Below are 21922 nucleotides of genomic sequence, written 5' to 3' on the forward strand. Positions count from 1 at the left end.
TATTTTTTCATTCTTATAGGATAATATTTCTGTGTTTTACTAAAACCTATTCGTAAATTTGCTTGTTAAAAATTTGATATCAATAGACATGCAAAAATTAGCTCTTTTCAGATTGCACTTGATTGTTTTTTTGTGGGGATTTACTGCAATTTTGGGAAAACTGATTACTGCCAATGCACATATTTTGGTGTTCTACAGAATGCTGTTTGCTGCGATATTTCTGTTTGTTTTCATCAGAGTTTTTAAAAAGGAAAGTATTAAAGTTTCCAAAAAACTTTTTTTACAGCTTTCTGCTATAGGATTTTTCATGGCGCTGCATTGGTTATGTTTTTTTATTCTATTAAAGTTTCGAATGTTTCAATTGCTTTAAGCTGCCTTTCTTTGTCTACATTGTTTGCAGCCATTTTAGAACCTCTCGTTTTTAAAAGGAAAGTAGATGTTTCAGAAGTTGTCATGGGAGTTGTGATTGTTGCGTGTATTCTTCTTATTTTTAAAACAGAGTTTCAGTATAAAGAAGGTATTTTCTTTGGTATTCTTTGTGCCGTTTTTGGGACTATCTTTTCTGTTTTCAATGGAAAACTATTTGGTAAAACCAGTCCGGGCAATATTATTTTTTACGAAATCTTCAGCGGTTGGCTTATTTTGACTGTATTTTATTTATTATCTGGTCAAATATTTTCGATGAATGAAATAAATTACAGAGATTTGGCGTTAATATGCTTGTTGGCAAGTGTTTTCACGGCATTCCCGATGCTAGAATCGGTAAAGCTGATGAAATATATTTCGCCTTTCACATTAATTTTAACAGTAAATTTAGAACCAGTCTACGGAATTATACTAGCTTTTTTTATCTTTGGGGAATCAGAACACATGAGTCCAGTATTTTATGTGGCTTCACTCGTTATGATTTTGGCGATTGTAGCGAATGCTCTGATCAAAACCAGGAAACAAAAAACAATTAACTAAGCATCAAATTGCATGATGAAAAAATATCTTTTATTACTATTTCCCCTTGTATTTGGGTTTTCTCAATCTCAGATCATCAGAAAATATTCCAATGAATTTTTAAATATTGGTGCCGGAGCGAGAGGTCTTGCAATGGGTGGAGCTGTGATTTCCAATCAGGATGACGTCTATTCCCCGATGTGGAACCCGGCAGGTTTGAATGGGATTACAAAAGACTGGCAGGGAGCAGCAATGCACGCAGAATATTTTGAATCGATTGCGAAATATGATTATCTGGCTTACGCAAAAGTTTTAGAAGAAGGTGTTTTCGGAGTTTCGATTGTAAGATTGGGAGTTGATAACATTTTAAATACCACTCAGTTGATCGATACTGAAGGAAATATTGATTACGATAAAATTACCAAATTTTCACAATCAGATTATGCTGGAATTATTTCTTATGCATTTAATCCTGGTGGAAATCCAAAATTGGATGTCGGTGTCAATGCCAAAATTGTTTACCGTAATGTAGGTAAATTTGCAAGCGGCTATGGTTTCGGTTTTGATGTCGGAGCAATTTACAAAGCTGATAATGGCTGGAAATTCGGGGGAGTTCTTCGTGATGCAACCACAACTGTAAACTTTTGGTCTGTGAATCAAAAGGAATTATCAACAATTGTAAATGGGGAAGAATTTAACCCTGCACCTACTGATAAAATGGAATTAACGATGCCTAAGCTGAATGCCGGTGCAAGTAAATTATTCAATATCAACAGCAGTTTATATGTTTTACCAGAAGCGGGTATTAACGTTGATTTTGCTAAAACAGCAGCTCTTCTTTCAACAGATTTTGCAAGTATCACGCCGTATGCAGGAGCAGAATTAGGTTACCAGAAAATGATTTTTGTGAGATTGGGGGTCAATAGATTTCAATCTATTACAGATATTGAAGATTTAAGTAGAAAGGTTTCTTTTCAACCAAGTGCAGGTTTAGGAATCAGATACAGAGGACTGACGCTTGATTACGCCATTAGCAATTCAGGAATCGGAGGGTCTAATTTCTTCTCCAACTTTTTCTCTTTGAAATTGGATATGGGAGAATTTAGAAACGATTAAAAAAATCAGAATTATTTTAAATTAATTACAATGAAGAAACTTTCAATAATAATAGCAACTCTTTGCATTACGTTTTCGTATGCCCAAAAGGTTTCCGATTATAAATATATTGCCCTTCCAGAGAAATTCAAGGGATTTAAGAATGATCAATACAAATTGGATGTGTTGCTTTCTAAAACACTTAAACAAAAACAATATGTAGTTGTTTCAGGAAATAGGAGTCAATGGACGGCGGAAGCAAATTCAAATCCATGCAGCGTTTTGAATGCAGATGTAATCAATGACAGTGGTTTTTTAAGAAATAAAGTTGTTTTAGAATTCAAAGATTGCAACGGTAAAGTGATTGCAAGTCAAAAAGCCAGTACTTCGATTAAAGAATTTGAAGAAGGTTTTCAGGATGCTTTAAAGCAAGCTTTGGTAACTGTTCCTGTCTCAAGCCCGAAAGAAATTTCCAATCAGGTAGAAACAGTTGTACAGGAAGTACAAACTTCTGAACCTGTAAAAGAAGTTAATCGCCAGGCGGCAGAAAATTCAACTCCTCCTCAATCAGGAAAATATACGAACGGTAAAGTAAGTTTACAGAAAGTTCAGATTGATGACAGTCAGTTTATTTTAGTTGAAAATAACAGCTCAGTTCCTTTTGCGACATTCAAATCGACAAGTAAGAAAGACACTTTTAAAGTAAAATTAAATTCAGGAGAATCAACCATCGGTTATTACGAAAACGGAAATATCGTAATTGAAATGCCGAAGGGCAACGATGATTATTCGAAGGAAGTTTTCACTTTAAAATAAATACAAAAAAAGCCTTATCTGTCATCCAGATAAGGCTTCCTTAAAATAAACCATAAAAAACTAAAACTATGGTAATAGAACAGTGTCTATTACATGTATAACACCGTTTGACTGATTCACATCAGCAATGGTTACTTTTGCTTTGTTACCTTTTGCGTCGGTTACATATAAGTCATTTCCTTTTGTCCAGAACGTTAGCTCTTCTCCTGCAACTGTCTTCATCATTGCTTTTCCATTTCCTGCTTTTACTGCTGCCCAAACTTGTTTAGAGCTGTATTTTCCTGGAAGAACATGGTAAGTTAAAATCTTAGTCAGTATCTCTTTATTTTCAGGCTTTACCAAATTTTCTACAGTTCCTGCTGGTAATTTTGCGAAAGCTGCATCTGTAGGTGCAAATACTGTGAAAGGTCCTGCGCTTTGTAAAGTTTCTACCAAGCCAGCTGCTTTTACTGCTGCAACTAATGTTTTGTGATCTTTAGAGTTTACTGCATTTTCTACAATATTTTTAGAAGGATACATTGGCGCTCCGCCAACCATTACCGTCTTTTCTTTCATTTTCTGTGCGGCTACATTTCCACTTAATGCGAATGATAATGCAACCATTCCTAACGCTACGAATTTTGTTCTTGTATTCATTTTTTTAATTTTTTAAATTATTATTATTTGAGTTGTGAGTTTCTTTCTCTGTTATTGGTATCTACGACAGTATGCTGATTTTAGTTTTAAATATTTTAAAAATTTATTTTATTTTACTGTAAATCAGTTGATTAAATTTATTTCTTTGTTTTTTGATTAGGAACAAACTCCAGAGAAACCGAATTCATACAGAATCTTTTTCCTGTTGGTTTTGGCCCGTCATCAAAAATATGTCCCAGATGAGAATCGCATCTTCCGCATAGTACTTCGGTACGCTCCATATTATGAGAATTGTCTTTTTTATATTTTACTCCATCTTTTCTCAAGGGTTCATAAAAAGAAGGTCATCCGCAAGTCGTTGCAAATTTTGAAGTCGAAAGAAATAAAGCATTTCCGCAAACTGAGCAGTAGTACGTTCCTTTTACATCAAATTCATAATATTTTCCGGTAAATGCCATTTCTGTTACACCCTCCCTTGCCACCTGATAGAGTTCAGGTTTAAGAATTTTTTTCCACTCTGCATTGCTTACTTTTAAGTGAGCTGTATTGGTTTTTGAGTAATAAGGATTTTTTGCCTTAAAATTTTCTGACTGTGCTGAATAAATTCCAAACATCAACATAATCAGTAATGTGGAAAATATTTTAGTAATTGCATTTTTCATTTTGATTGTAATAATTGTTTATGATTATATATACGAGATAAATTTTTTAAAAGATTTTCAGCCCTACACGATTTATTTTATTATATTTGGTAGGTAAAATACTTCATATTAAAACAACCTATTCGGAAGACGAACTTATAGCTTTGCTCAGAGAAAAGAGCGAATCTGGTTTTCACCACTTATATGACCACTATTCTGGGGCATTATATGGTGTGATTCTCCGAATTGTGCAGTCTAAAGAATATACTGAAGAAATTATTCAGGATGTTTTTATGAAAATCTGGAATTCGATTCATCAATATGATGCTGCCAAAGGACGTTTTTATACTTGGATGATTAATATTGCAAGAAACACAGCAATCGATTATTTAAAATCTAAAAGCTTTCAGAACGAGTTAAAAAACCAATCACTTCCTGATTTCGTATATAATAATGCGGAACTTTCAACCACCAATAATTCAGATTTTATTGGGTTTAGTAATGTGCTTGGAACTTTAGATTCTGATAAACAGGAGCTTATAGATTTGGCATACTATCAAGGTTACACGCAGAGTGAGATATCAGAAAAACTGAATATGCCTTTAGGTACTGTAAAAACGAAGATGCGAAATGCATTGATGAAATTAAAAGATTTATTAAAAGATTATCAATAACATTGAATAGTAAAGAGTACATATCATCCGGAATTCTAGAATCATACATTCTAGGTCATGTTTCTCCCGAGGAAGCAGGTATTTTGGAATGTGTAATGAAGAACAATAATGAAGTAAGAGAGGCTTTTGAAGAAGCACAAAAAACTTTTGAGATGCTTGCCACTGCGCAGGCTGTGATCCCACCCAATGATTTAAAATCTAAAATTTGGGCTAAAATTCAACAAGAACAAACAGTTGAAGTTGAAAAACCTGTCATTCCGATCCAAAACAATATTGAAAAAGAAGTGAAGGTAGAGGAAGAAGTTAAGGAAATTAAAGAAAGTAAAAGCAGCAGTTGGAAGAATTTTGCAATTGCAGCAGCGGTTCTATTTTTAATCAGCACCGGTATTAATTTATACTGGATGAATAGTCAATCAAAAATTAATGACCAACTTGTAAAAGTAGAAAGTGAACGCAAAACAAATCAATTGGCGATGCAGAATATGCAGCAAAAATTGGATGTTTTTGCTAATCCGAATATGAAAAAAGTTGTATTGGCTGGTGTAGAAAAACACCCTGAGGCTAAAGCAACAGTACTATGGGATAGTAATTCCAAAGATATTTATCTATCTGCAAATTCTCTGCCAAAAGCTCCGGAAGGTATGCAGTATCAATTGTGGGCAATTGCAGACGGTAAGCCAGTAAATGCCGGAATGTATTCTGAAGATAAAGACAGCAGAATAGCAATCTCTAATATCACCAATGCGCAAGCTTTTGCAATCACTCTTGAGAAAAAGGGGGAAGTGAAGTTCCTACGATGGAAAATATGTTTGTGATGGGTGGAGTATAAGAAAAATTGATTAAAATATTATAAAAAATCAGCTCAAATTTTTGAGCTGATTTTGTTTTTTATGGATTGTTAAAAAAATCATGTACTATTTTCCCTTTACTTTTTCCTAAAATCTCTTCCAAAATCTCAAGGTTTGCTTCTTTTATTCGTTTAACAGATTTCAATTTAGATAAAAGCATTTCAATCGTCTTCTCTCCAACACCAGGAATTTCTTCCAATTCAGATTTTATGGTTGAATTGGTTCTTCTTGTTCTATGGTGTTTTACTCCGAAACGGTGGGCTTCGTCACGTACTCTTTGTAAAACTTTCAACGTTTCAGATTTCTTATCGAGATACAAAGGAATAGGATCTTCGGGGAAGAAAATTTCTTCTAATCTTTTTGCGATACCTACGATCGTTATTTTTCCGTACAGTCCAAGTAATTTTAAACTTTTTATAGCTGATGATAATTGACCTTTTCCACCATCAATCAGGATCAGCTGTGGCAGGCTTTCACCTTCGTCGAGCATTCTTTTATAACGTCGGAAAATTACCTCTTCCATCGTTTTAAAATCATCAGGACCAATGACGGTTTTGGGATGGAAAATTCTGTAATCGGCTTTGCTCGGTTTTCCATCTTTAAAAACAACACACGCTGAAACGGGATTGGTTCCCTGGATATTAGAGTTGTCAAAACCTTCAATGTGACGTGGCTCGACAGGCATTCTCAGGAGTTTTTGCATTTCTGCCATGATTCTATTTGAATGTCTTTCGGGATCTACAATTTGTACCTGTTTTAGCTTTTCGATTCTGTATTCCTTTGCATTTTTTTCCGAAAGTTCCACGATACGCTTTTTATCGCCCATTTTAGGAACAATTAGTTTCACATTAGGAATTTCCACCGTCAAATGAAATGGTATAAGTACTTCTTTTGAATCAGATTCAAATTTCTGACGAATCTCAATCAAAGCTTCTTCCAAAATATCTTCGTCACTTTCTTCAATAATTTTTTTGATTTCTGTGGTGAAACTCTGAATAATATTTCCATTTCTGATTTTAAAATAGTTCACATAAGCCGCCGTCTCATCACTCGTCATCCCAAAGACATCCACATCGTCAATGTTAGGATTCACCACGGTATGTTTGACCTGATAGTCTTCCAGCATATCTATGCGTTCTTTGATGGTTTGCGCGTTTTCAAACTGAAGATTCTCAGCATATTTCATCATTTGATTGATCAAATATTTTTTTGCAGTCTGGAAATCTCCTTTAATAATACCTCGTATCGCATCGATTTTTTCATCATAATCTTCTTTGCTTTCCAAACCTTCACATGGTCCTTCGCAGTTTTTAATATGAAATTCAAGACAGACTTTATATTTACCGTCATCGATTTTGGTTGAAGCCAAGTTGAGATTACAGGTTCTAAGCTTATAAATATGTTTAATTGTATCTAAAAGAATCTTCGCCGGGCGCACTTTTGCATAAGGTCCATAGTATTCTGAACCGTCTTTAATCTTCGTTCTCGTGAGAAAAATTCGTGGGAAATCTTCATTTTTAATGCAAATCCAGGGGTAAGTTTTGTCATCTTTCAACATCACATTGTAAAAAGGCTGATGCTCTTTTATTAGATTATTTTCCAATAAAAGTGCATCATACTCACTGTTTACGATAGTAGTTTCAAGCCGGTGGATTTTACCAACCATGATTTTTATTCTGGAACCTAAAAGATTTTTATTAAAATAGGATAGAACTCTTTTCTTCAAATGTTTAGCCTTTCCTACGTACAGTAAATTTTCGTTCTTATCGTAATAACGATAAACGCCGGGTTCTGATGGTAAAGTTTTAAGCTGTAATTCTAAAGAAGGATTCATAAAGCAAAATTACGGAATCCTGATGTCATTTAAAAGCACAAAAAAAGCTGCAGAAAATTCTACAGCTTCAGATTTATATTTAAATAATTTTATCCGTTCATCATCTCAGTGTATTCACTCACCAAAAAGCTAAAATAATCCCATTCTACAGATTTTTTAGGGTATTTTTTCATGAATTCTGCATTGTCACCAAATAAGAATTCATAGTTATCTTCAAAGTCATCTTTATGCAGCCATATTACTTTGTCGCCCTTTTTTACGTAATAAGATTTAGTTACTCCGCCACCAAAAGCTGGGGCTCCTGCAAAACCTGTCGTTGCAGTGGTAGAAGCAAACGGATCGTGATAAACTTCAATTGATTCAGCAAAATCAGGATTAATTACCTGCATCAGAAATTCTCTATTTTCTTTCTTGTTTTTTAGTGAAACCGTTTGATTAACGAAGTGAATACGTTCATCTGAAGTTTGTTTTTTGAATTTTTTGGTACTGTAATTTCTAATGTTTGAAATAAATTTCACTGCTTTTACATTCTTTTCTACATCATTCGCATACAAATACATTTCAGCAATATCTTTAGCTTCAAATTTCTTGATATTTCCTGTATCGGCATCTTCAATCGTAATAGAAAGAATCTGTCCTTTTTGTTTTTCCCAAGATTTGCTGTAACCTTGATATTCATTATTGTCTTTCAGTATAATGGTCGATATTTTTTTTGGAGATGCCGTATTGAAACCTTCATTGAACAGATATTGATTCATCTCTTTTTTTTGCTCTTTAGAATATTTGATTTTTTCCTGCGCAAATGAGAATGCACTCGTCAACGAAAGTGCCAATAATAAAACTTTGAATTTCATATAGATTAGTTATTAAATAAGGTGATAAAAATAGTGAAATAAATGGCTTCTCAACCATCTATTTTAAACTTGAAATATCACTTTTTCAGTTCGCGTCAAAATGTGTATTTTTAAGCAAATTTTTTGAAATGATATACGGAGTAGATGTTTTGAGTTTCCATGATGTTTTGGAAATCTGCAAAGCCCCAAATAAAGCTAAATTAAATGAAACTGCGAAAGAGCAGATCCTAAAATCTCAGGATAATGTAAAGAAAATTGTGGAGTCAGATCGTTGTGTTTATGGTATCAATACAGGATTTGGGCCGCTTTGTGATACTAAAATTTCTGCTGACGAAACGGCGCAACTTCAATATAATTTAATTATTTCTCATGCTGTTGGCGTTGGAAAACCCATTGATAAAGAATTTTCAAAAATCATGATGATTGCAAAAGTTCATGCGTTGTCAAAAGGTTTTTCGGGAGTTTCTCTGGAAGTGATTGAAAGATTTATTCTGATGCTTGAAAAAGACATCATTCCGGTAGTTCCGGAACAAGGTTCTGTAGGAGCCTCGGGGGATTTGGCACCTTTATCACACTTGGTTTTGCCGCTTTTAGGTTTAGGTCAGGTTTGGGTAGGAAACGAAATTTTTGAAACTGCTGAAATTCTTGAAAAAAATAACCTTGAGCCTTTGGTTTTAGGTCCAAAAGAAGGTTTGGGATTGATTAATGGAACTCAGTTTATCCTGGCGCATGCCATCAAGGGTTTAGAAAAATTTGAATACCTTTTAGACTTGGCAGATATGACCGCTGCAATGAGTTTGGAAGCGTACAGAGGTTCGGCAAGTCCGTTCAAGAAAGAACTTCATGACATCAGACCTTTTGAAGGAAGCAAGAAAGTGGCTGCGAGAATGCTTAAATTCTTAAAGAATTCTGACAACTTAAAAGCTCACGAATATTGTGACAGAGTACAGGATCCTTATTCGATGAGATGTGTTCCTCAGGTTCACGGTGCCAGCAGAAATGCTTTTGAACATCTTAAATTACTTACTGAAATAGAATTAAATTCTGTAACTGATAATCCAATTGTTTTAAGTGCTGAAGAATCGATTTCTGGAGGTAATTTCCACGGACAATTGCTGGCGATGCCTTTAGATTATGCAACTTTGGCGGCGGCTGAATTGGGAAATATTTCAGACAGGAGAAGCTATTTATTATTGGAAGGAAAATACGGTCTACCAAGATTATTAACGGAAAGTTCAGGTTTAAATTCAGGATTTATGATTCCGCAATATACTTCTGCGGCATTAGTAACGGAGAATAAAACACTTTGTTTCCCAGCTTCTGCAGATTCAATCCCTACAAGTTTGGGTCAGGAAGATCACGTTTCTATGGGAAGTATTTCGGGAAGAAAATTCAATCAGGTTTTAGGAAATTTAGTAAACATTTTAGCGGTAGAGCTGATGTTTGCAGCGCAAGGTTTAGAATTTAGAAGACCTGCAAAATGTTCTAAAATTATTGAAGAAAACTTCGCAATTCTTCGTACGAAAGTTGAAAAACTAGAAGAAGATAGATTGATTGGAAAAGATATGTTGGCTATTGCCGAATTGATTAATGAGAGAAAATTTGTAGTGAATTTTTAATTCTTTAATTTTATAATAAATCAAAAGCTTCCACATCGGAAGCTTTTTTGTTTAAAAGACCTAGGATTCTATGCACTCAATATTAAATTTCAATCATCAAGTATCTGTAATTCAATAGAAAATACTAATTTGGTAAAACCAAACAAAAATTTTACTATGAAAAAATGTGTATTCTTCTTACTCACTGCATTCGCTTTGAGTTCATGCAACAATGATGATCTTCAGACATCGGCTATTGAGAGCGAAATTGTACAAACAGATCCGCTCACAGCGAGACAAATCAATGATAAGATTAACGAAACCACCAAAACCAAAGGCAGATTTTCCTGGAACGAATCTTCCTCCCACTTTCTATGGAGCGGAATTGTTCAGGGAAATAAAGTTGCATCCATAGGTTTTGGAGATTCTAAAGATGATTTCGATCGAAGCAAATCTTCCAATTCTGAAGCTTTACAGAACGAAATTCTTGAGGTAATTTCACAGTACGAAGGCAAAAAAGACCGAGTTCTCATGGCATCTGACGAATATCTGAATCAGATTGATGTTTATATTGAAAAGCAGGAAACAGTCATTGCACTGCGTAAATTAAAATCAATACGTTATTTTGAACCAGCCGATTACCATTATTTTGAAAATGAAAACAAACTAAGCGGTGTTGCCAAATCAAGCGGAAGTTCATCGGGTTGCGGTTTGGAGTCTACAGCTTTAAGTTCCGCAGACTACACAACAGTTACGCCCAATGCAAAAGCGCCGTGGTCTTTCGCAAAACACAATATTACCAGCGCATGGAATTATAGCACAGGAGCAGGAATTACCATTGGATTAATCGATTCAGGAGTTTCTTTTAACCAAGGTTTATTGAGTGGCAGTTTTAATAACGGTTCATCTTCCGGGCGAACCATTAGCAAAAACGGTGTCTATGTAGATTCTGTCTGGCCTTGGAGTTCGGGTTACGACGGTGCAGATGACAAATGTGGTCACGGAACGAGTATGGCTTCTGCGATGGCAGCTCCAAGAAACAATCTCGGACAGCCAGTTGGTGTGGCATACAATGCGAATTTAATTTCATACCGAGCTGCTTCTAATGTCGTTTTGGATGGTTATCACGAACAAGAAGGGGTGAAAACTGCTTTTACGGCTTTAGGAAATAATACTTCTGTGAAAATTATCTCCATGTCAATGGGACATATTTTTTCTGTCGGTAAGATCGAAGACGGTGTGAAATATGCTTACTCAAAAGGAAAATTGATCTTCTGCGCAGGTGGAACATCTACAAGTTTTACGACTTTCGTTGGTGTCATTTTTCCTGCATGGATGCCGGAAACACAGGCAATAACGGGTGTGAAAGAAAATACATCTAACCAAAAATGTGACGTTTGCCACTCAGGAAGTGAAATCGATTTTACGTATCAGATGGAAAGAGCTTCAGGAAATAATATTCCGGTGTTGAGTTACTACAATTCGCAGACAGATTATGTTGGAGGTTCTTCGGTTGCCACAGCTTCCACAGCAGGAATAGCAGCTTTGGTCTGGTCAAAAAATCCTTCGTGGACGAGAGATCAGGTTTTAAATAAAATGAGACAGTCTTCGACCTATTACCCTACAAAAAATGCAGATTTTGGCTATGGAAATATCAATGTTCTTCAGGCTGTACAGTAATGTTAAGTTTAAATTTCTCAGATACTATAGAAAGCTTTCAATAATGGAAGCTTTCTTTATTTAAATCAACCTCGAAGTTTTTAATTTTAAAAATTTTAATTTAATTTGCTTGAAAAATAAAAAATGACATTCAAGAGAGTTGATTCCACAGATAAAGATTTTCAAAAGCTCGTCAAACTTTTAGATGCAGATTTGGCAATCCGCGATGGTGAAGATCATGCTTTCTACCATCAATTCAACAAAATTGATATGCTGAAACACTCCATTGTTGCTTATTTGGAAGATGAAGCTGTCGCTTGTGGAGCTATTAAACCTTTTAATGAAGAAAGTGTGGAAGTGAAAAGAATGTACACCAATCCTCAAAAGAGAAAAATGGGTTTGGCGTCTGAAACTTTACATCAACTGGAGATTTGGGCAAAAGAATTGGGGTACAAAAAATGTGTTTTAGAAACAGGAATCAAACAACCTGAAGCAATCGCATTGTATGAAAAATGCGGATATCATAGAATTCCAAATTACGGACAGTATATTGGCGTAGAAAACAGTGTTTGTTTTGAGAAAGAATTAAATTAATCTCCCAGCTTATAATCCAGTGGTAGCAGTTTTTCAATCTTATCCTTAGCAAATTCTCCCTGATTGGTAAGCATTCCGGGATTTGAAGTGTTTCCATCAGGATAAATTTCAAAAGTTTCACCTTCTGGATGAAGAAAAGAAGTCTGAATAATTGGAATCGTTGCTTTCACAAACTGCCCTTTTTTCAGTTCATAAAAATATCTTTTAAAATTAATCTGCATCATGTAGTCGTAATCCAAAAACAATTTGCCGTCTGTCTTTTTAGTATAATCAGATTCAGGAATCTGAGTTTTTGTGATGGCAATTTTGTAAGGAAGTTCATTTCTTTTTCTGTTACCAATATCTAAAATGTCTTCAGGAACACTCAGTGTACCTTTTGATTTTAATGTTTTTGCAAAATCTTTCAATCTCTGCAACTCCTCTTCCGTTGGATATTTTGAGTTCGGAAACTTAGTAATCTGATTGACAATGAAACCTTCATCTGCAACTTTGTTCTCATACACACTTCTGAAAAAATGAGTCTGACTTCCGTCATAAGCATTCATCCTATTGAGTTTTACTTTATCATTGATTTTTGTTTCTTTGAAAAAACTGGTTCCCATAAATCGAGTCGTGTTTTCATCAAAATTGGCAGAAAATTCTACCAAATTATAGTCAATCGTGTAGCCTAAATTTTTGTTTTCGATGATTAAAGTCTGCGGAGCTTTTACTTTTAGAATTTTATTTTCTTTATCGTATGAAAACTTCAGCGATCGTTGGTTCTTAATTCTTACATTCTGTTTGTCATAACCAATGAAAGAATCAAGAAAGAACTGAATATAATTTTTGTAAGCTGTTTCTGTATAAGGGACAATCCGTACTTCCTCAATTTCTTTAGCTTTAATTAAAACCACTTTTAAGGTCTTGTTTAAAACTTCCGAAGTATTGATGGTAAATGTTTCGTAATCGTCCTTCTGAAAAACCAGACTGTTGTTATTCGAAGAAGGCAATTGAAGCGTAAAACTTCCGTCTGCTTCAGAAATTGTTCCCGTCTTTGTTCCGTCCAAATAAATATTGACGTTTGAAATAGGTTTCTCAATATCATTCACCACTTTTCCTTTAATCGTTTGAGCAATTGAAAGATAAAACGGCAGAATAATCAATAAAAGGAATACTGTTTTTTTCATGGTAAACAATATTACTAAATTTATAGTGATAAAAAAAGAGGGTGAAATAAATTTAACTATCCAATCTTTACACTCGTCATGCTCAAAGACCCTGCAATCAAATCATCATTAAATAAAACCAAATCCTCAACTTGATTTTTTAAACCTAAAGAATAAATCAGCGGCAGATAATGATCAGGCGTCGGAATCGCATATTGCAACGAAAGTCCCTGCTTTTGATAATCAATCAGATTCTGAAACTCTCCGTCCAAAAGCCAATTATTAGTTTTCTCTCTCGCTTCGATTGCCCAATCCCAGCCGGCACCAACGGTGTTGATGTTTTTCCAGTCTACCATTCTAAGATTGTGCACGATATTTCCGCTTCCGATAATCAAAATTCCTTTTTCTCTCAGTTTTTCCAATCTTTTAGCCAAATCAAAATGATACTGCGGTGGTTTCGTATAATCAATACTCATTTGAATGACAGGAATATCGGCATCCGGATACATGTGTTTAATCACCGACCACGCACCATGATCTAAACCCCACTTATGATCTTCTTCCACGAAAACGGGAGAAAGAAGCGCTGCCGTTTCCTTTGCCAGTTCGGGATTCCCCGGTGCTGGATATTGTACATCAAACAAAGCCTGCGGAAAACCGCCAAAATCATGAATCGTTTTGGGCATATCCATTGCAGTGACTTTAGTTCCCTGTGTAAACCAGTGTGCAGAAATACACAGAATTGCATTGGGTTTCGGAATTTCTTTCGCCACATTTCTAAATCCCTGAACAAACTGGTTTTCTTCAATTGCATTCATAGGCGAGCCATGACCAAGAAATAGCACGGGCATTTCCTGAGTGTTTTTAAACTGATCGCTGATATTTTGTAAGTCGTTAAGTTGCATAATCTATATTTTTAAAATAAAAAGATTCGGTGATTATAGCAAACCACCGAATCTCAAAAACTATATTTAATTTACTATGCTTGCTTTACAAACTGCAGTTCACCTGCCACTTTCACATCTTCACCTACCATTACACCTCCTGCTTCAAGAGCTGCGTTCCAGTTCAGTCCGAATTCTTTTCTGTTGATTTTTCCTTCAAAAGAAAAACCAGCTTTTGTATTTCCCCAAGGATCTACATTAATTCCTCCGAACTCAACATCCAAAGTAATAGGCTTTGTAATACCGTTTACGGTAAGATTTCCTGTTACAGAATTGTTTAAAGCATTAGATTCGAAAGTAATTGTAGGATTAGCTTCTACGTTGAAGAATTCTGCAGATTTCAGGTGATTATCTCTGTCTGTATTGTGTGTAGAGATAGAATCTGTCTGAATGGTAGCGGTAGTTTTTGCGTTCGCAAAAGTATCGTCTTCCGCATCGATTTCTGCAGTAAAGTTGGTGAAGTTACCTTTGATGTTTGAGATCATCATGTGTTTTACTTTAAAAGTAATTTCACTGTGCGCTGGGTCTAAATTCCATTTTGTAGCCATTGTATTTATTTTTTTTGTTATTTATACTGCAAATCTACACCAAGAACAATCTCCGATTCATTGATTTAGGATAAGAAATCAGTTTTATTATAAATTTAACAAGAATTCTTGTTTTGATCATTACTTATTGTTAATTACCCATTACTTATTATCTTGGGGAGCTTATCCCGCTATCCACTCATACTCCTCGCAAGCCAGCCTGTCCTGAGCCTGTCGAAGGCTTGCTGTGGGGTAACCGCTTCTATCGGGGCTAGGGAAGTGGTTTATTGATTTAAATTGGTCTGAAAAATTAACGATTGGACATTCACTTTAAAATGTGCATTTTAAAACCACCCCGTCAAAAATTCTTTCAGAATTTTCGCCACCCCTCCAAAGGAGGGGAATTCTAAGATCTGTCATTGCGAGGAATAGCCTGTCCCGACACTTCGGGAAAGCATTCTCAGTATACTATAAGGAACAATTGAAATTGCTTTTTTGAATAATTAAGATGATTCTGTAAAAGAGCAACGGATTTTCTCATCATCATTAAAACTACCTTTCTATTTAAATAAATTCATCTTTTATTTTAACATTTTTTAACGGTTGACTTTTATTTCTTACTTTTGACAGATTCAATTTTATACAATGCAATTACATAAATTTTCTTTATTGATGGTTGTTTTGGGTGGAACTGCTTTTGCACAGACCCAAAAGTTTACCATGGCAGAAGCCGTCAACGGAATGCGAAGCAATCTGGCGGTAAAAAACATCTCCCAGTTTTCATGGTCTGCTGATAACAAATCATACATTCAGGCAGTGAAAGGCGGATATCTTTTGACAGATTTGAAAACCAGCAAACAAGATACTTTGATTTCTTTATATCAATTAAATAAAAGTTTCGCAGACAAAAAGCTGAAAGGTCTTCCACCGGTAAAGTTCACGAGTAATTCAAACGCTTATTTCTCAGCCAACAATCAGATGTATTGGGTGGAGAAATCCGGAAACGACTGGAAAGTGAAGCGTTCTGCAGCATTGGGAGATAATCCTTCTACTGTAAAAACGCTTGCTGATAATCAGACTTTAGTTTATACAAAAGGCAATAATTTATTCATCAACAAAAACGGAAAAGAAGTTGCGGTAACGAATGATGCCAACGAAAATATTCTCAATGGAGCTTCCAACGTTCACAGAAACGAATTCGGAATCGACAGTGGAATTTTCCCTTCTCCAAATTCTGAAAATATTGCGTTTTACAGAATGGATCAGACGATGGTTGCGGATTATCCTGTCATCGACTGGTCTGTAACTCCTGCGGTGAATACCAACATTAAATATCCAATGGCGGGAAAAACTTCTCACGAAGTGACACTTGGAGTGTATAATATTAAAAATGAATCAACGACTTTCTTGAAAATTGAAGGCGAAAAAGATCAGTATCTAACAGCAATTACCTGGAGTCCAGATTCTAAATTTATCTTTGTCGGAGTTCTCAACAGAGGTCAGAATCATTTAAAAATGAATCAGTATGACGCTGTGACTGGAAATTTAGTGAAAACTTTATTCGAAGAAACCGACAGCAAATATGTAGAGCCACAGCATCCTTTAATGTTCTTCCCAAATTCTAATACAGATTTTATCTGGCAAAGTCAGAGAACGGGTTACAATCATTTATTCCATTACAGTTTAGAGAAAGGTTTGATTGCTCAAATGACAAAAGGAGATTGGCTAGTAACCGATATTTTAGGATTTAATGAAAAGAAAAAAGAAATTTATTACGTTTCTACTCAGGAAAGTCCTACAGAAAGGCATTTATATAGAATCAACTGGGCGACCTTCAAAACTCAGAAATTAGATAATGCAGAAGGAATGCACACAGCAGTTCTCAGCAGTGACGGAAATCATTTGTTTGACTCTTACAGCAATACAAATACACCGAGAGTTGCCAACATCATCAATACAACAACCCTAAAATCGACGAATCTTCTGACCTCAGAAAATCCGTTGAAAAACTACCAGCGTCCTGAAATTAAAAATATCAATCTAAAAGCTGATGACGGAACTTTACTGTACGGAAAAATCATTCTTCCAACCAATTTTGATCCTAATAAAAAATACCCTGTTATCGTTTATCTGTACAATGGTCCACATTTGCAGTTGATTACCAACAGTTTTCCGGCTTCAGGAAATCTTTGGTACGAATACATGGCACAAAACGGTTACATCATTTTCACAATGGATGGGAGAGGGTCTTCAAACCGTGGGATGAAATTTGAGCAGGCAGTTTTCAGGAATTTAGGTACAACTGAAATGAGCGACCAATTACAAGGTGTAAAATATCTAAAATCACTTCCATACGTAGATTCAGAGAGACTGGGAATTCACGGATGGAGCTTTGGTGGTTTTATGACGACAAGCTTTATGCTTCGTCAGCCGGATGTTTTCAAGGTCGGTGTTGCAGGTGGACCTGTAATCGACTGGAGCATGTACGAAATCATGTATGGCGAAAGATATATGGATTCTCCACAGGAAAACCCACAAGGTTATGCGACATCAAATCTTTTAGATAAAGTTCAGAATTTAAAAGGAAAACTGTTAATGATTCACGGTGCGCAGGACGATGTAGTGGTTTGGCAGCATTCGATGAAATTCATCAAGTCTGCGGTTGACAACGGAGTACAGCTCGATTATTTCGTATATCCAGGACATCCACACAACGTGATCGGTAAAGACAGAGTGCATTTGATGCAGAAAGTGACAGATTATTTTGATCAGAATTTGAAGAAATAAATCTAAATCCAGTCTATTTTTAGATTGGATTTTTTTATTCTAAACTTAAACACAAATAGATACTAATTTTTTCACGAACGATACCAGTATTTAATTGTGAAATTTGTGAAAAGCATTTGTGACATTAGTGTTTGAATGTACGTTCTTATCAAACATCAACGTTTTTAATCATTCATTACCCTAATTTTGCCCTATAAATATCAACAATATGGAATTAGGAATAGGAATGTTTGGCGACTTGGCTTTTGACCAAACCACTGGAAAATATAGAGATGCGGGAATCAAAATCCGAGAAATTCTTGAGCAGGTAAAATTAATGGATGAGATAGGAATTGATGTCTTCGCAATGGGAGAACATCACCGTGCAGATTATGCAGTGTCTTCACCGGAAATGGTTTTGGCTGCTGCAGCAAGCATCACAAAAAATATAAAATTGGCGAGTGGTGTAACAGTTTTAAGTTCTTCTGAACCTGTAAAAGTATATGAAGATTTTTCAACCTTAGATTTAATTTCAGACGGAAGAGCTGAAATATATGTAGGCCGTGGAAGTTTCATCGAATCTTTCCCTTTGTACGGATATTCTCTGAATGATTACGAAGAATTATTTGACGAAAAATTAGAATTGTTATTAAAAATAAATTCGGAAGAAAACGTTTCGTGGTCAGGGAAACTTCGTGCACCGATGCAGAATCAAACGGTTTATCCGAGAGCGAAAAATAACGGAAAACTTCCAATTTGGAGAGCCGTTGGCGGAACTCCGCAATCTGTTTTAAGTGCAGCACAATTAGGGATGCCTTTAGTGGTGGCAATTATTGGCGGAATGCCAATTCAGTTTAAAAATCTAATCGAATTTTATAAACAAGAATACCGTAAGGCAGGTCATGATGAATCTGAAATGCAGATTGCGATTCACTCGCATACTTTTGTAAGTGAAGATGAAAATGTGATTGAAGGATATTTCGACACTTACAAATCTCAGATGGACAGAATCGGGAAATCCCGAGGTTGGGCACCGTACACAAAAATGCAGTACGATGGTGGAAAAGCCAGAGAAGGTGCTTTATTTATTGGGAATGCAGATCATGTTGCTGATAAAATAAATTACATGAAAGAAATTTTCGGGATTACAAGATTTATCGGTCACATGGATATTGGAGATCCTGCTCACGATATAATGATGAAGTCAATAGAATTATTTGGCGAAAAAGTTGCCCCAAAAGTAAGATAATAATATAAGATACTAAAGCTAACCCTTTCAGCATTTCAAACGCCGAAAGGGTTTTTAATTACACAATCTCAATCAAGCTTCCTCTTTCTTCATCTTTCGTAATATGTAGTGAAACCGGAATTTTCTCTTTCAGCTCTTCCACGTGCGAAATAATTCCCACAATTCGGTTCTCTTTTTGAAGATTCATGAGCGTTTCAAAGACAATATTAACCGATTCTACATCCTGAGTTCCGAAACCTTCGTCGATGAAAAAGAAGTTTTTCTCCGATTGTGCATTGGTTTGTACACTTTCTGCCAAAGCCAATGCAAGACTCAATGAAACCTGAAAAGCCTGTCCGCCTGAAAGCGTTTTTACACTGCGGCTTCGGCCTTCATTCAGATAATCGACGATTTCAAAATCATTGCTTTCGTTCAACTGTAAACTTAGTTGATTTCTTGTCATTCGATGAAAACGGACGTTGGCGTGGTCGCATAATTGACGAAGATAAATAGAAGAAACGTACTGCACAAAACCTGCTCCTTTAAAGAGATTGGTCATTATTTTCAGGTTTTCTGAGCGTTTTTGAAGTTGTGCTAAATCTTTTAAAAGATTTTCTTTTTTCTTGAATTCTTTTTCCAGTCTTTCGATTTCTGTCGTAATTTTTACTACAGAATCATTTGCATTTTTTAAATCATTTTCAAAAGTTTTAAACTGATTTTCAGTTTCTGCAAACTGTTCTTCATCAAATGAAAAGTCTCTGAGTTTGGTTTCCAGATTAAGAATATCATTTTTCACAATTTCAAATTGAATTCTGAATTGCTGAATAATATTTCTCGTTTCCTGAACATCAATTTCCTGTAGCAGAATATTTTTAACAGCATTTTCGTTATTGAAATTGTTCTCAACTAAGGATTTCGTTAAAATATTTTCATTGTGTGAAATTTCTTTTTCCAATTCAGAAATTCGCTTTTCCAATTGATCAAAAATTGTTTTTTGCTCGGCTAATTTTGGCGAAATTTCTTTCTCTTCTTTGATTAATTGTTGATAATTCTGTTCTGTTTCAAGATTAGATTGTGAAAGTTTAATGTAAATTTCTTCAACATCAGCAATTGTTTTTTCTCTATAATCAATCCATTGTAAAGCTTTTAAATTAGCTTCGTTCGTTTTGATCTGTTCTGCTTTTTTCGCCTCATCAAGCCTGAATTTTTCTAAAGCCTTATTGTAATTGTCAAGATTTTCTCTTTCCTTATCAAGGTTTTTTTGCTCCAAACCGATTTTTTGATTGAGTTCATCGATTTGTTTTTCTATTGAGAAAGATTGCTGACGTTTTTCTTCAAAATCATTTTGATTTTCAGCATTAAATTCTGTCCAGCTAAAGCTTTTTAAATGTTCTTCAATGTTGATTTGAATTTGCTTTAAAATCTCTTCTTCCGCTTTCAATTGTTCCTCAAAAATCTTTTTTCGGTCAAGTATTTTTTCGATTTCTAAAGATTGTTTTTGAATTTGATCTTTTTGATTTTCAATATGTTCAATTTTTTTCTGAATCTCGTTTAATTCTGAATTTACATCTTCAAATTCTACAATATTTGGATGCTCTAAAGCACCACAAAGCGGACAAGATTCTCCGTCGTGGAGTTTATTGGCAAAATGTGCCAATTTTTGTTGAACTTCAAGATGATTTCGCTTTTCAGAAAGTATTTTTTTCTGAGTTTCTAAAACTTCAGCCAGAGTTTTAAAATCATTTTTAAAGGTTTCAAGATTGATTTCAAAAGGTTTTAGTTCTTCTGAGATTCTTTCAGTTTCAACTTTTTTGCATCGATTTTTTCAAACTGACTTTTTAAAGATTCCTCTATTTTTTTCTTTTCCGAAAACCAGTTTCCGACATTTAAAAGTAAGGTAGAATCTAGTTTTTTAGGCTTTAATAAATCAATTTGTTTAGAAAGTTTTTGAGCTTTTTCCTGAATTAATTTTTGGTTTTCTTCAACTTCTTTTACTTTTTCTGAGCCTTTTTTTGTTCGTTCTTTTAGGGTTTCAATTTCGTCCGAAAATGTCAGCATTTGCAGAATCAGACTCAAATCATTCTCCTGAATTTTTGATTGATGTAAAGCTTCATACTTTGGCTGAATTGCCAAAAGTTTATCTTTAATATTTTCAAATTTTACTTCAGTTTCATGTAAATTTTTAAATTGGGTTTTTCTATTTTTCAACTGCTCCGAAATTTCTTTCTGAAGCTTATTTTTTTCAGTAATAATCGGTGTGAAGATTCTGAAAACTCTATCAAAAAGTTCAGTTTTAGTTTCTAATTCGTCAATGTTTGTTTTTTGAATGCTGAGTTTTTCAAAATCTGTTTTTTTCTGTTTCAGCGATTCAAAATCTGTTTTTAAATTTTTAAGCTGCTGGTATTTTTGTTCAATATTTTTAAACTGAATTTTTACCTCTTCAAATTTTTGCTGTTTAGTTTTTAAATTTTCTTTTTGAACCAAAATTTGCTCTTCATTCACTTCCTCAAAACCTTTCAGCTGACCTTCCAACTGATCTAGTTCTGATCTGTTTTTTGCATGTAAAGCTGAAGCATTATTCTGTAAATCAAAACGCTGCAGACTGAAGATTTCCTTCATCATATTCGTGCGGTCTGCTGCGCCAAGCTCTAAAAACTCTTTAAACTGACCTTGCGGAATGATGATAGTTCGCTTAAAATTCGCATAACTCAATCCAATTATTTTTTCCGCATTGGAATGTTCCAGAGGAATCCAGCTTTCATTTTTCCATTCGTAAAAGGTTACTGTGGGAGTTTTTACATCTTCGAAATTTTTAGAATTACGTCGGAATTCTCTCGTCGCCCGGAATTTTTTATTCTCATAATTAATAAAATCAAACTCAATATACGATTTGTTTGATTTCAAATTCATCATATTGTAAGCACGTTTGTCTCTTGCGTTGAGACGTTCTGTTTCGCCGTATAATGCAAAAGAAATGGCTTCCAGAATAGAAGATTTTCCGGAACCTACCGAACCGAAAATTCCAAATAAACCAGCTTCAGTAAGATTTTCAAAATTAATTTTCTGGCGTTCCTGATATGAGTAAAGACCTTCTAAAGTCAATTGAATTGGAATCATT

General features: G+C 34.8%; 17 protein-coding genes and 2 pseudogenes. 10 read left to right on the forward strand and 9 right to left on the reverse strand.

Annotated features, from left to right (window positions below; all coding sequences use genetic code 11):
* Nucleotides 1-88 precede the first annotated feature (88 nt).
* The 3 genes and pseudogenes from EAG08_RS14445 to EAG08_RS14455 all read left to right on the forward strand — a co-directional run bounded on the left by EAG08_RS14445 (nt 89) and on the right by EAG08_RS14455 (nt 2856).
* Nucleotides 89-966, forward strand: a pseudogene (locus tag EAG08_RS14445) (DMT family transporter).
* Between the two features lie 12 nt (nt 967-978).
* Nucleotides 979-2061 (forward strand): PorV/PorQ family protein, encoded by a 1083-nt coding sequence (locus EAG08_RS14450; RefSeq protein WP_129536044.1) that lies wholly within the window; start codon nt 979-981, stop codon nt 2059-2061.
* Between the two features lie 30 nt (nt 2062-2091).
* A complete protein-coding gene (locus EAG08_RS14455) occupies nt 2092-2856 on the forward strand; it encodes a hypothetical protein (RefSeq protein ID WP_129536045.1) in 765 nt (254 codons plus the stop codon).
* Nucleotides 2857-2922: 66 nt separating this feature from the next.
* Here the strand turns inward: EAG08_RS14455 and EAG08_RS14460 are convergent, their stop codons facing one another.
* Complete coding sequence (locus EAG08_RS14460) at nt 2923-3492, reverse strand: fasciclin domain-containing protein (protein ID WP_129536046.1); 570 nt, start codon at nt 3490-3492, stop codon at nt 2923-2925.
* 137 nt (nt 3493-3629) lie between these two features.
* Nucleotides 3630-4112, reverse strand: a pseudogene (msrB, locus tag EAG08_RS14465) (peptide-methionine (R)-S-oxide reductase MsrB).
* Between the two features lie 128 nt (nt 4113-4240).
* Between msrB and EAG08_RS14470 the strand changes: the two are divergent.
* Both EAG08_RS14470 and EAG08_RS14475 read left to right on the forward strand, forming a co-directional pair.
* Nucleotides 4241-4807 (forward strand): RNA polymerase sigma factor, encoded by a 567-nt coding sequence (locus EAG08_RS14470; protein ID WP_228446587.1) that lies wholly within the window; start codon nt 4241-4243, stop codon nt 4805-4807.
* A gap of 2 nt (nt 4808-4809) precedes the next feature.
* Nucleotides 4810-5622, forward strand: coding sequence for an anti-sigma factor domain-containing protein (locus EAG08_RS14475; protein WP_228446588.1), 813 nt, complete (start codon nt 4810-4812; stop codon nt 5620-5622).
* Nucleotides 5623-5695: 73 nt separating this feature from the next.
* Here the strand turns inward: EAG08_RS14475 and uvrC are convergent, their stop codons facing one another.
* Both uvrC and EAG08_RS14485 read right to left on the reverse strand, forming a co-directional pair.
* Nucleotides 5696-7489, reverse strand: coding sequence for an excinuclease ABC subunit UvrC (uvrC, locus tag EAG08_RS14480; protein WP_129536047.1), 1794 nt, complete (start codon nt 7487-7489; stop codon nt 5696-5698).
* 89 nt (nt 7490-7578) lie between these two features.
* Nucleotides 7579-8343, reverse strand: a complete 765-nt coding sequence (locus EAG08_RS14485) for a hypothetical protein (RefSeq protein WP_129536048.1) — start codon at nt 8341-8343, stop codon at nt 7579-7581.
* A 128-nt stretch (nt 8344-8471) separates the two neighbouring features.
* On the opposite strand from EAG08_RS14485, the gene hutH reads away from it, so the two are divergent.
* The 3 genes from hutH to EAG08_RS14500 all read left to right on the forward strand — a co-directional run bounded on the left by hutH (nt 8472) and on the right by EAG08_RS14500 (nt 12194).
* A complete protein-coding gene (gene hutH / locus EAG08_RS14490; protein ID WP_129536049.1) occupies nt 8472-9962 on the forward strand; it encodes a histidine ammonia-lyase in 1491 nt (496 codons plus the stop codon).
* 156 nt (nt 9963-10118) lie between these two features.
* Nucleotides 10119-11621 carry a S8 family serine peptidase gene (locus EAG08_RS14495; RefSeq protein WP_129536050.1) on the forward strand — a complete coding sequence of 501 codons (1503 nt, stop codon included), beginning with the start codon at nt 10119-10121 and terminating at the stop codon, nt 11619-11621.
* Between the two features lie 123 nt (nt 11622-11744).
* Entirely contained in the window at nt 11745-12194 is a 450-nt protein-coding gene (locus EAG08_RS14500; protein ID WP_129536051.1) for a GNAT family N-acetyltransferase, read from the forward strand.
* On the opposite strand, the gene EAG08_RS14505 is transcribed toward EAG08_RS14500, so the two are convergent.
* The 3 genes from EAG08_RS14505 to EAG08_RS14515 form a co-directional block, all read right to left on the reverse strand.
* The gene (locus tag EAG08_RS14505; RefSeq protein WP_129536052.1) at nt 12191-13360 is read right to left on the reverse strand and encodes a carboxypeptidase-like regulatory domain-containing protein; all 1170 of its coding nucleotides are present in this window, start codon (nt 13358-13360) and stop codon (nt 12191-12193) included. The genes EAG08_RS14500 and EAG08_RS14505 overlap by 4 nt on opposite strands.
* Nucleotides 13361-13416: 56 nt before the next feature.
* Nucleotides 13417-14244, reverse strand: coding sequence for a 4,5-DOPA dioxygenase extradiol (ygiD, locus tag EAG08_RS14510; RefSeq protein ID WP_129536053.1), 828 nt, complete (start codon nt 14242-14244; stop codon nt 13417-13419).
* A gap of 74 nt (nt 14245-14318) precedes the next feature.
* Nucleotides 14319-14831, reverse strand: a complete 513-nt coding sequence (locus tag EAG08_RS14515) for a YceI family protein (protein WP_129536054.1) — start codon at nt 14829-14831, stop codon at nt 14319-14321.
* 624 nt (nt 14832-15455) lie between these two features.
* Here EAG08_RS14515 and EAG08_RS14520 point away from each other — a divergent pair.
* A complete protein-coding gene (locus EAG08_RS14520) occupies nt 15456-17597 on the forward strand; it encodes a S9 family peptidase (RefSeq protein WP_129536055.1) in 2142 nt (713 codons plus the stop codon).
* A gap of 208 nt (nt 17598-17805) precedes the next feature.
* Nucleotides 17806-18825 (forward strand): LLM class flavin-dependent oxidoreductase, encoded by a 1020-nt coding sequence (locus EAG08_RS14525; protein WP_129536056.1) that lies wholly within the window; start codon nt 17806-17808, stop codon nt 18823-18825.
* Nucleotides 18826-18883: 58 nt separating this feature from the next.
* Here the strand turns inward: EAG08_RS14525 and EAG08_RS14530 are convergent, their stop codons facing one another.
* Both EAG08_RS14530 and EAG08_RS14535 read right to left on the reverse strand, forming a co-directional pair.
* The gene (locus tag EAG08_RS14530; RefSeq protein WP_129536057.1) at nt 18884-20461 is read right to left on the reverse strand and encodes an AAA family ATPase; all 1578 of its coding nucleotides are present in this window, start codon (nt 20459-20461) and stop codon (nt 18884-18886) included.
* Nucleotides 20462-20580: 119 nt separating this feature from the next.
* Nucleotides 20581-21921, reverse strand: a complete 1341-nt coding sequence (locus EAG08_RS14535) for an AAA family ATPase (protein WP_129536058.1) — start codon at nt 21919-21921, stop codon at nt 20581-20583.
* Nucleotide 21922 lies beyond the last annotated feature (1 nt).

Origin of the sequence: Chryseobacterium sp. 3008163, from assembly GCF_003669035.1 — a bacterium.
Taxonomy (GTDB): Bacteria; Bacteroidota; Bacteroidia; order Flavobacteriales; family Weeksellaceae; genus Chryseobacterium.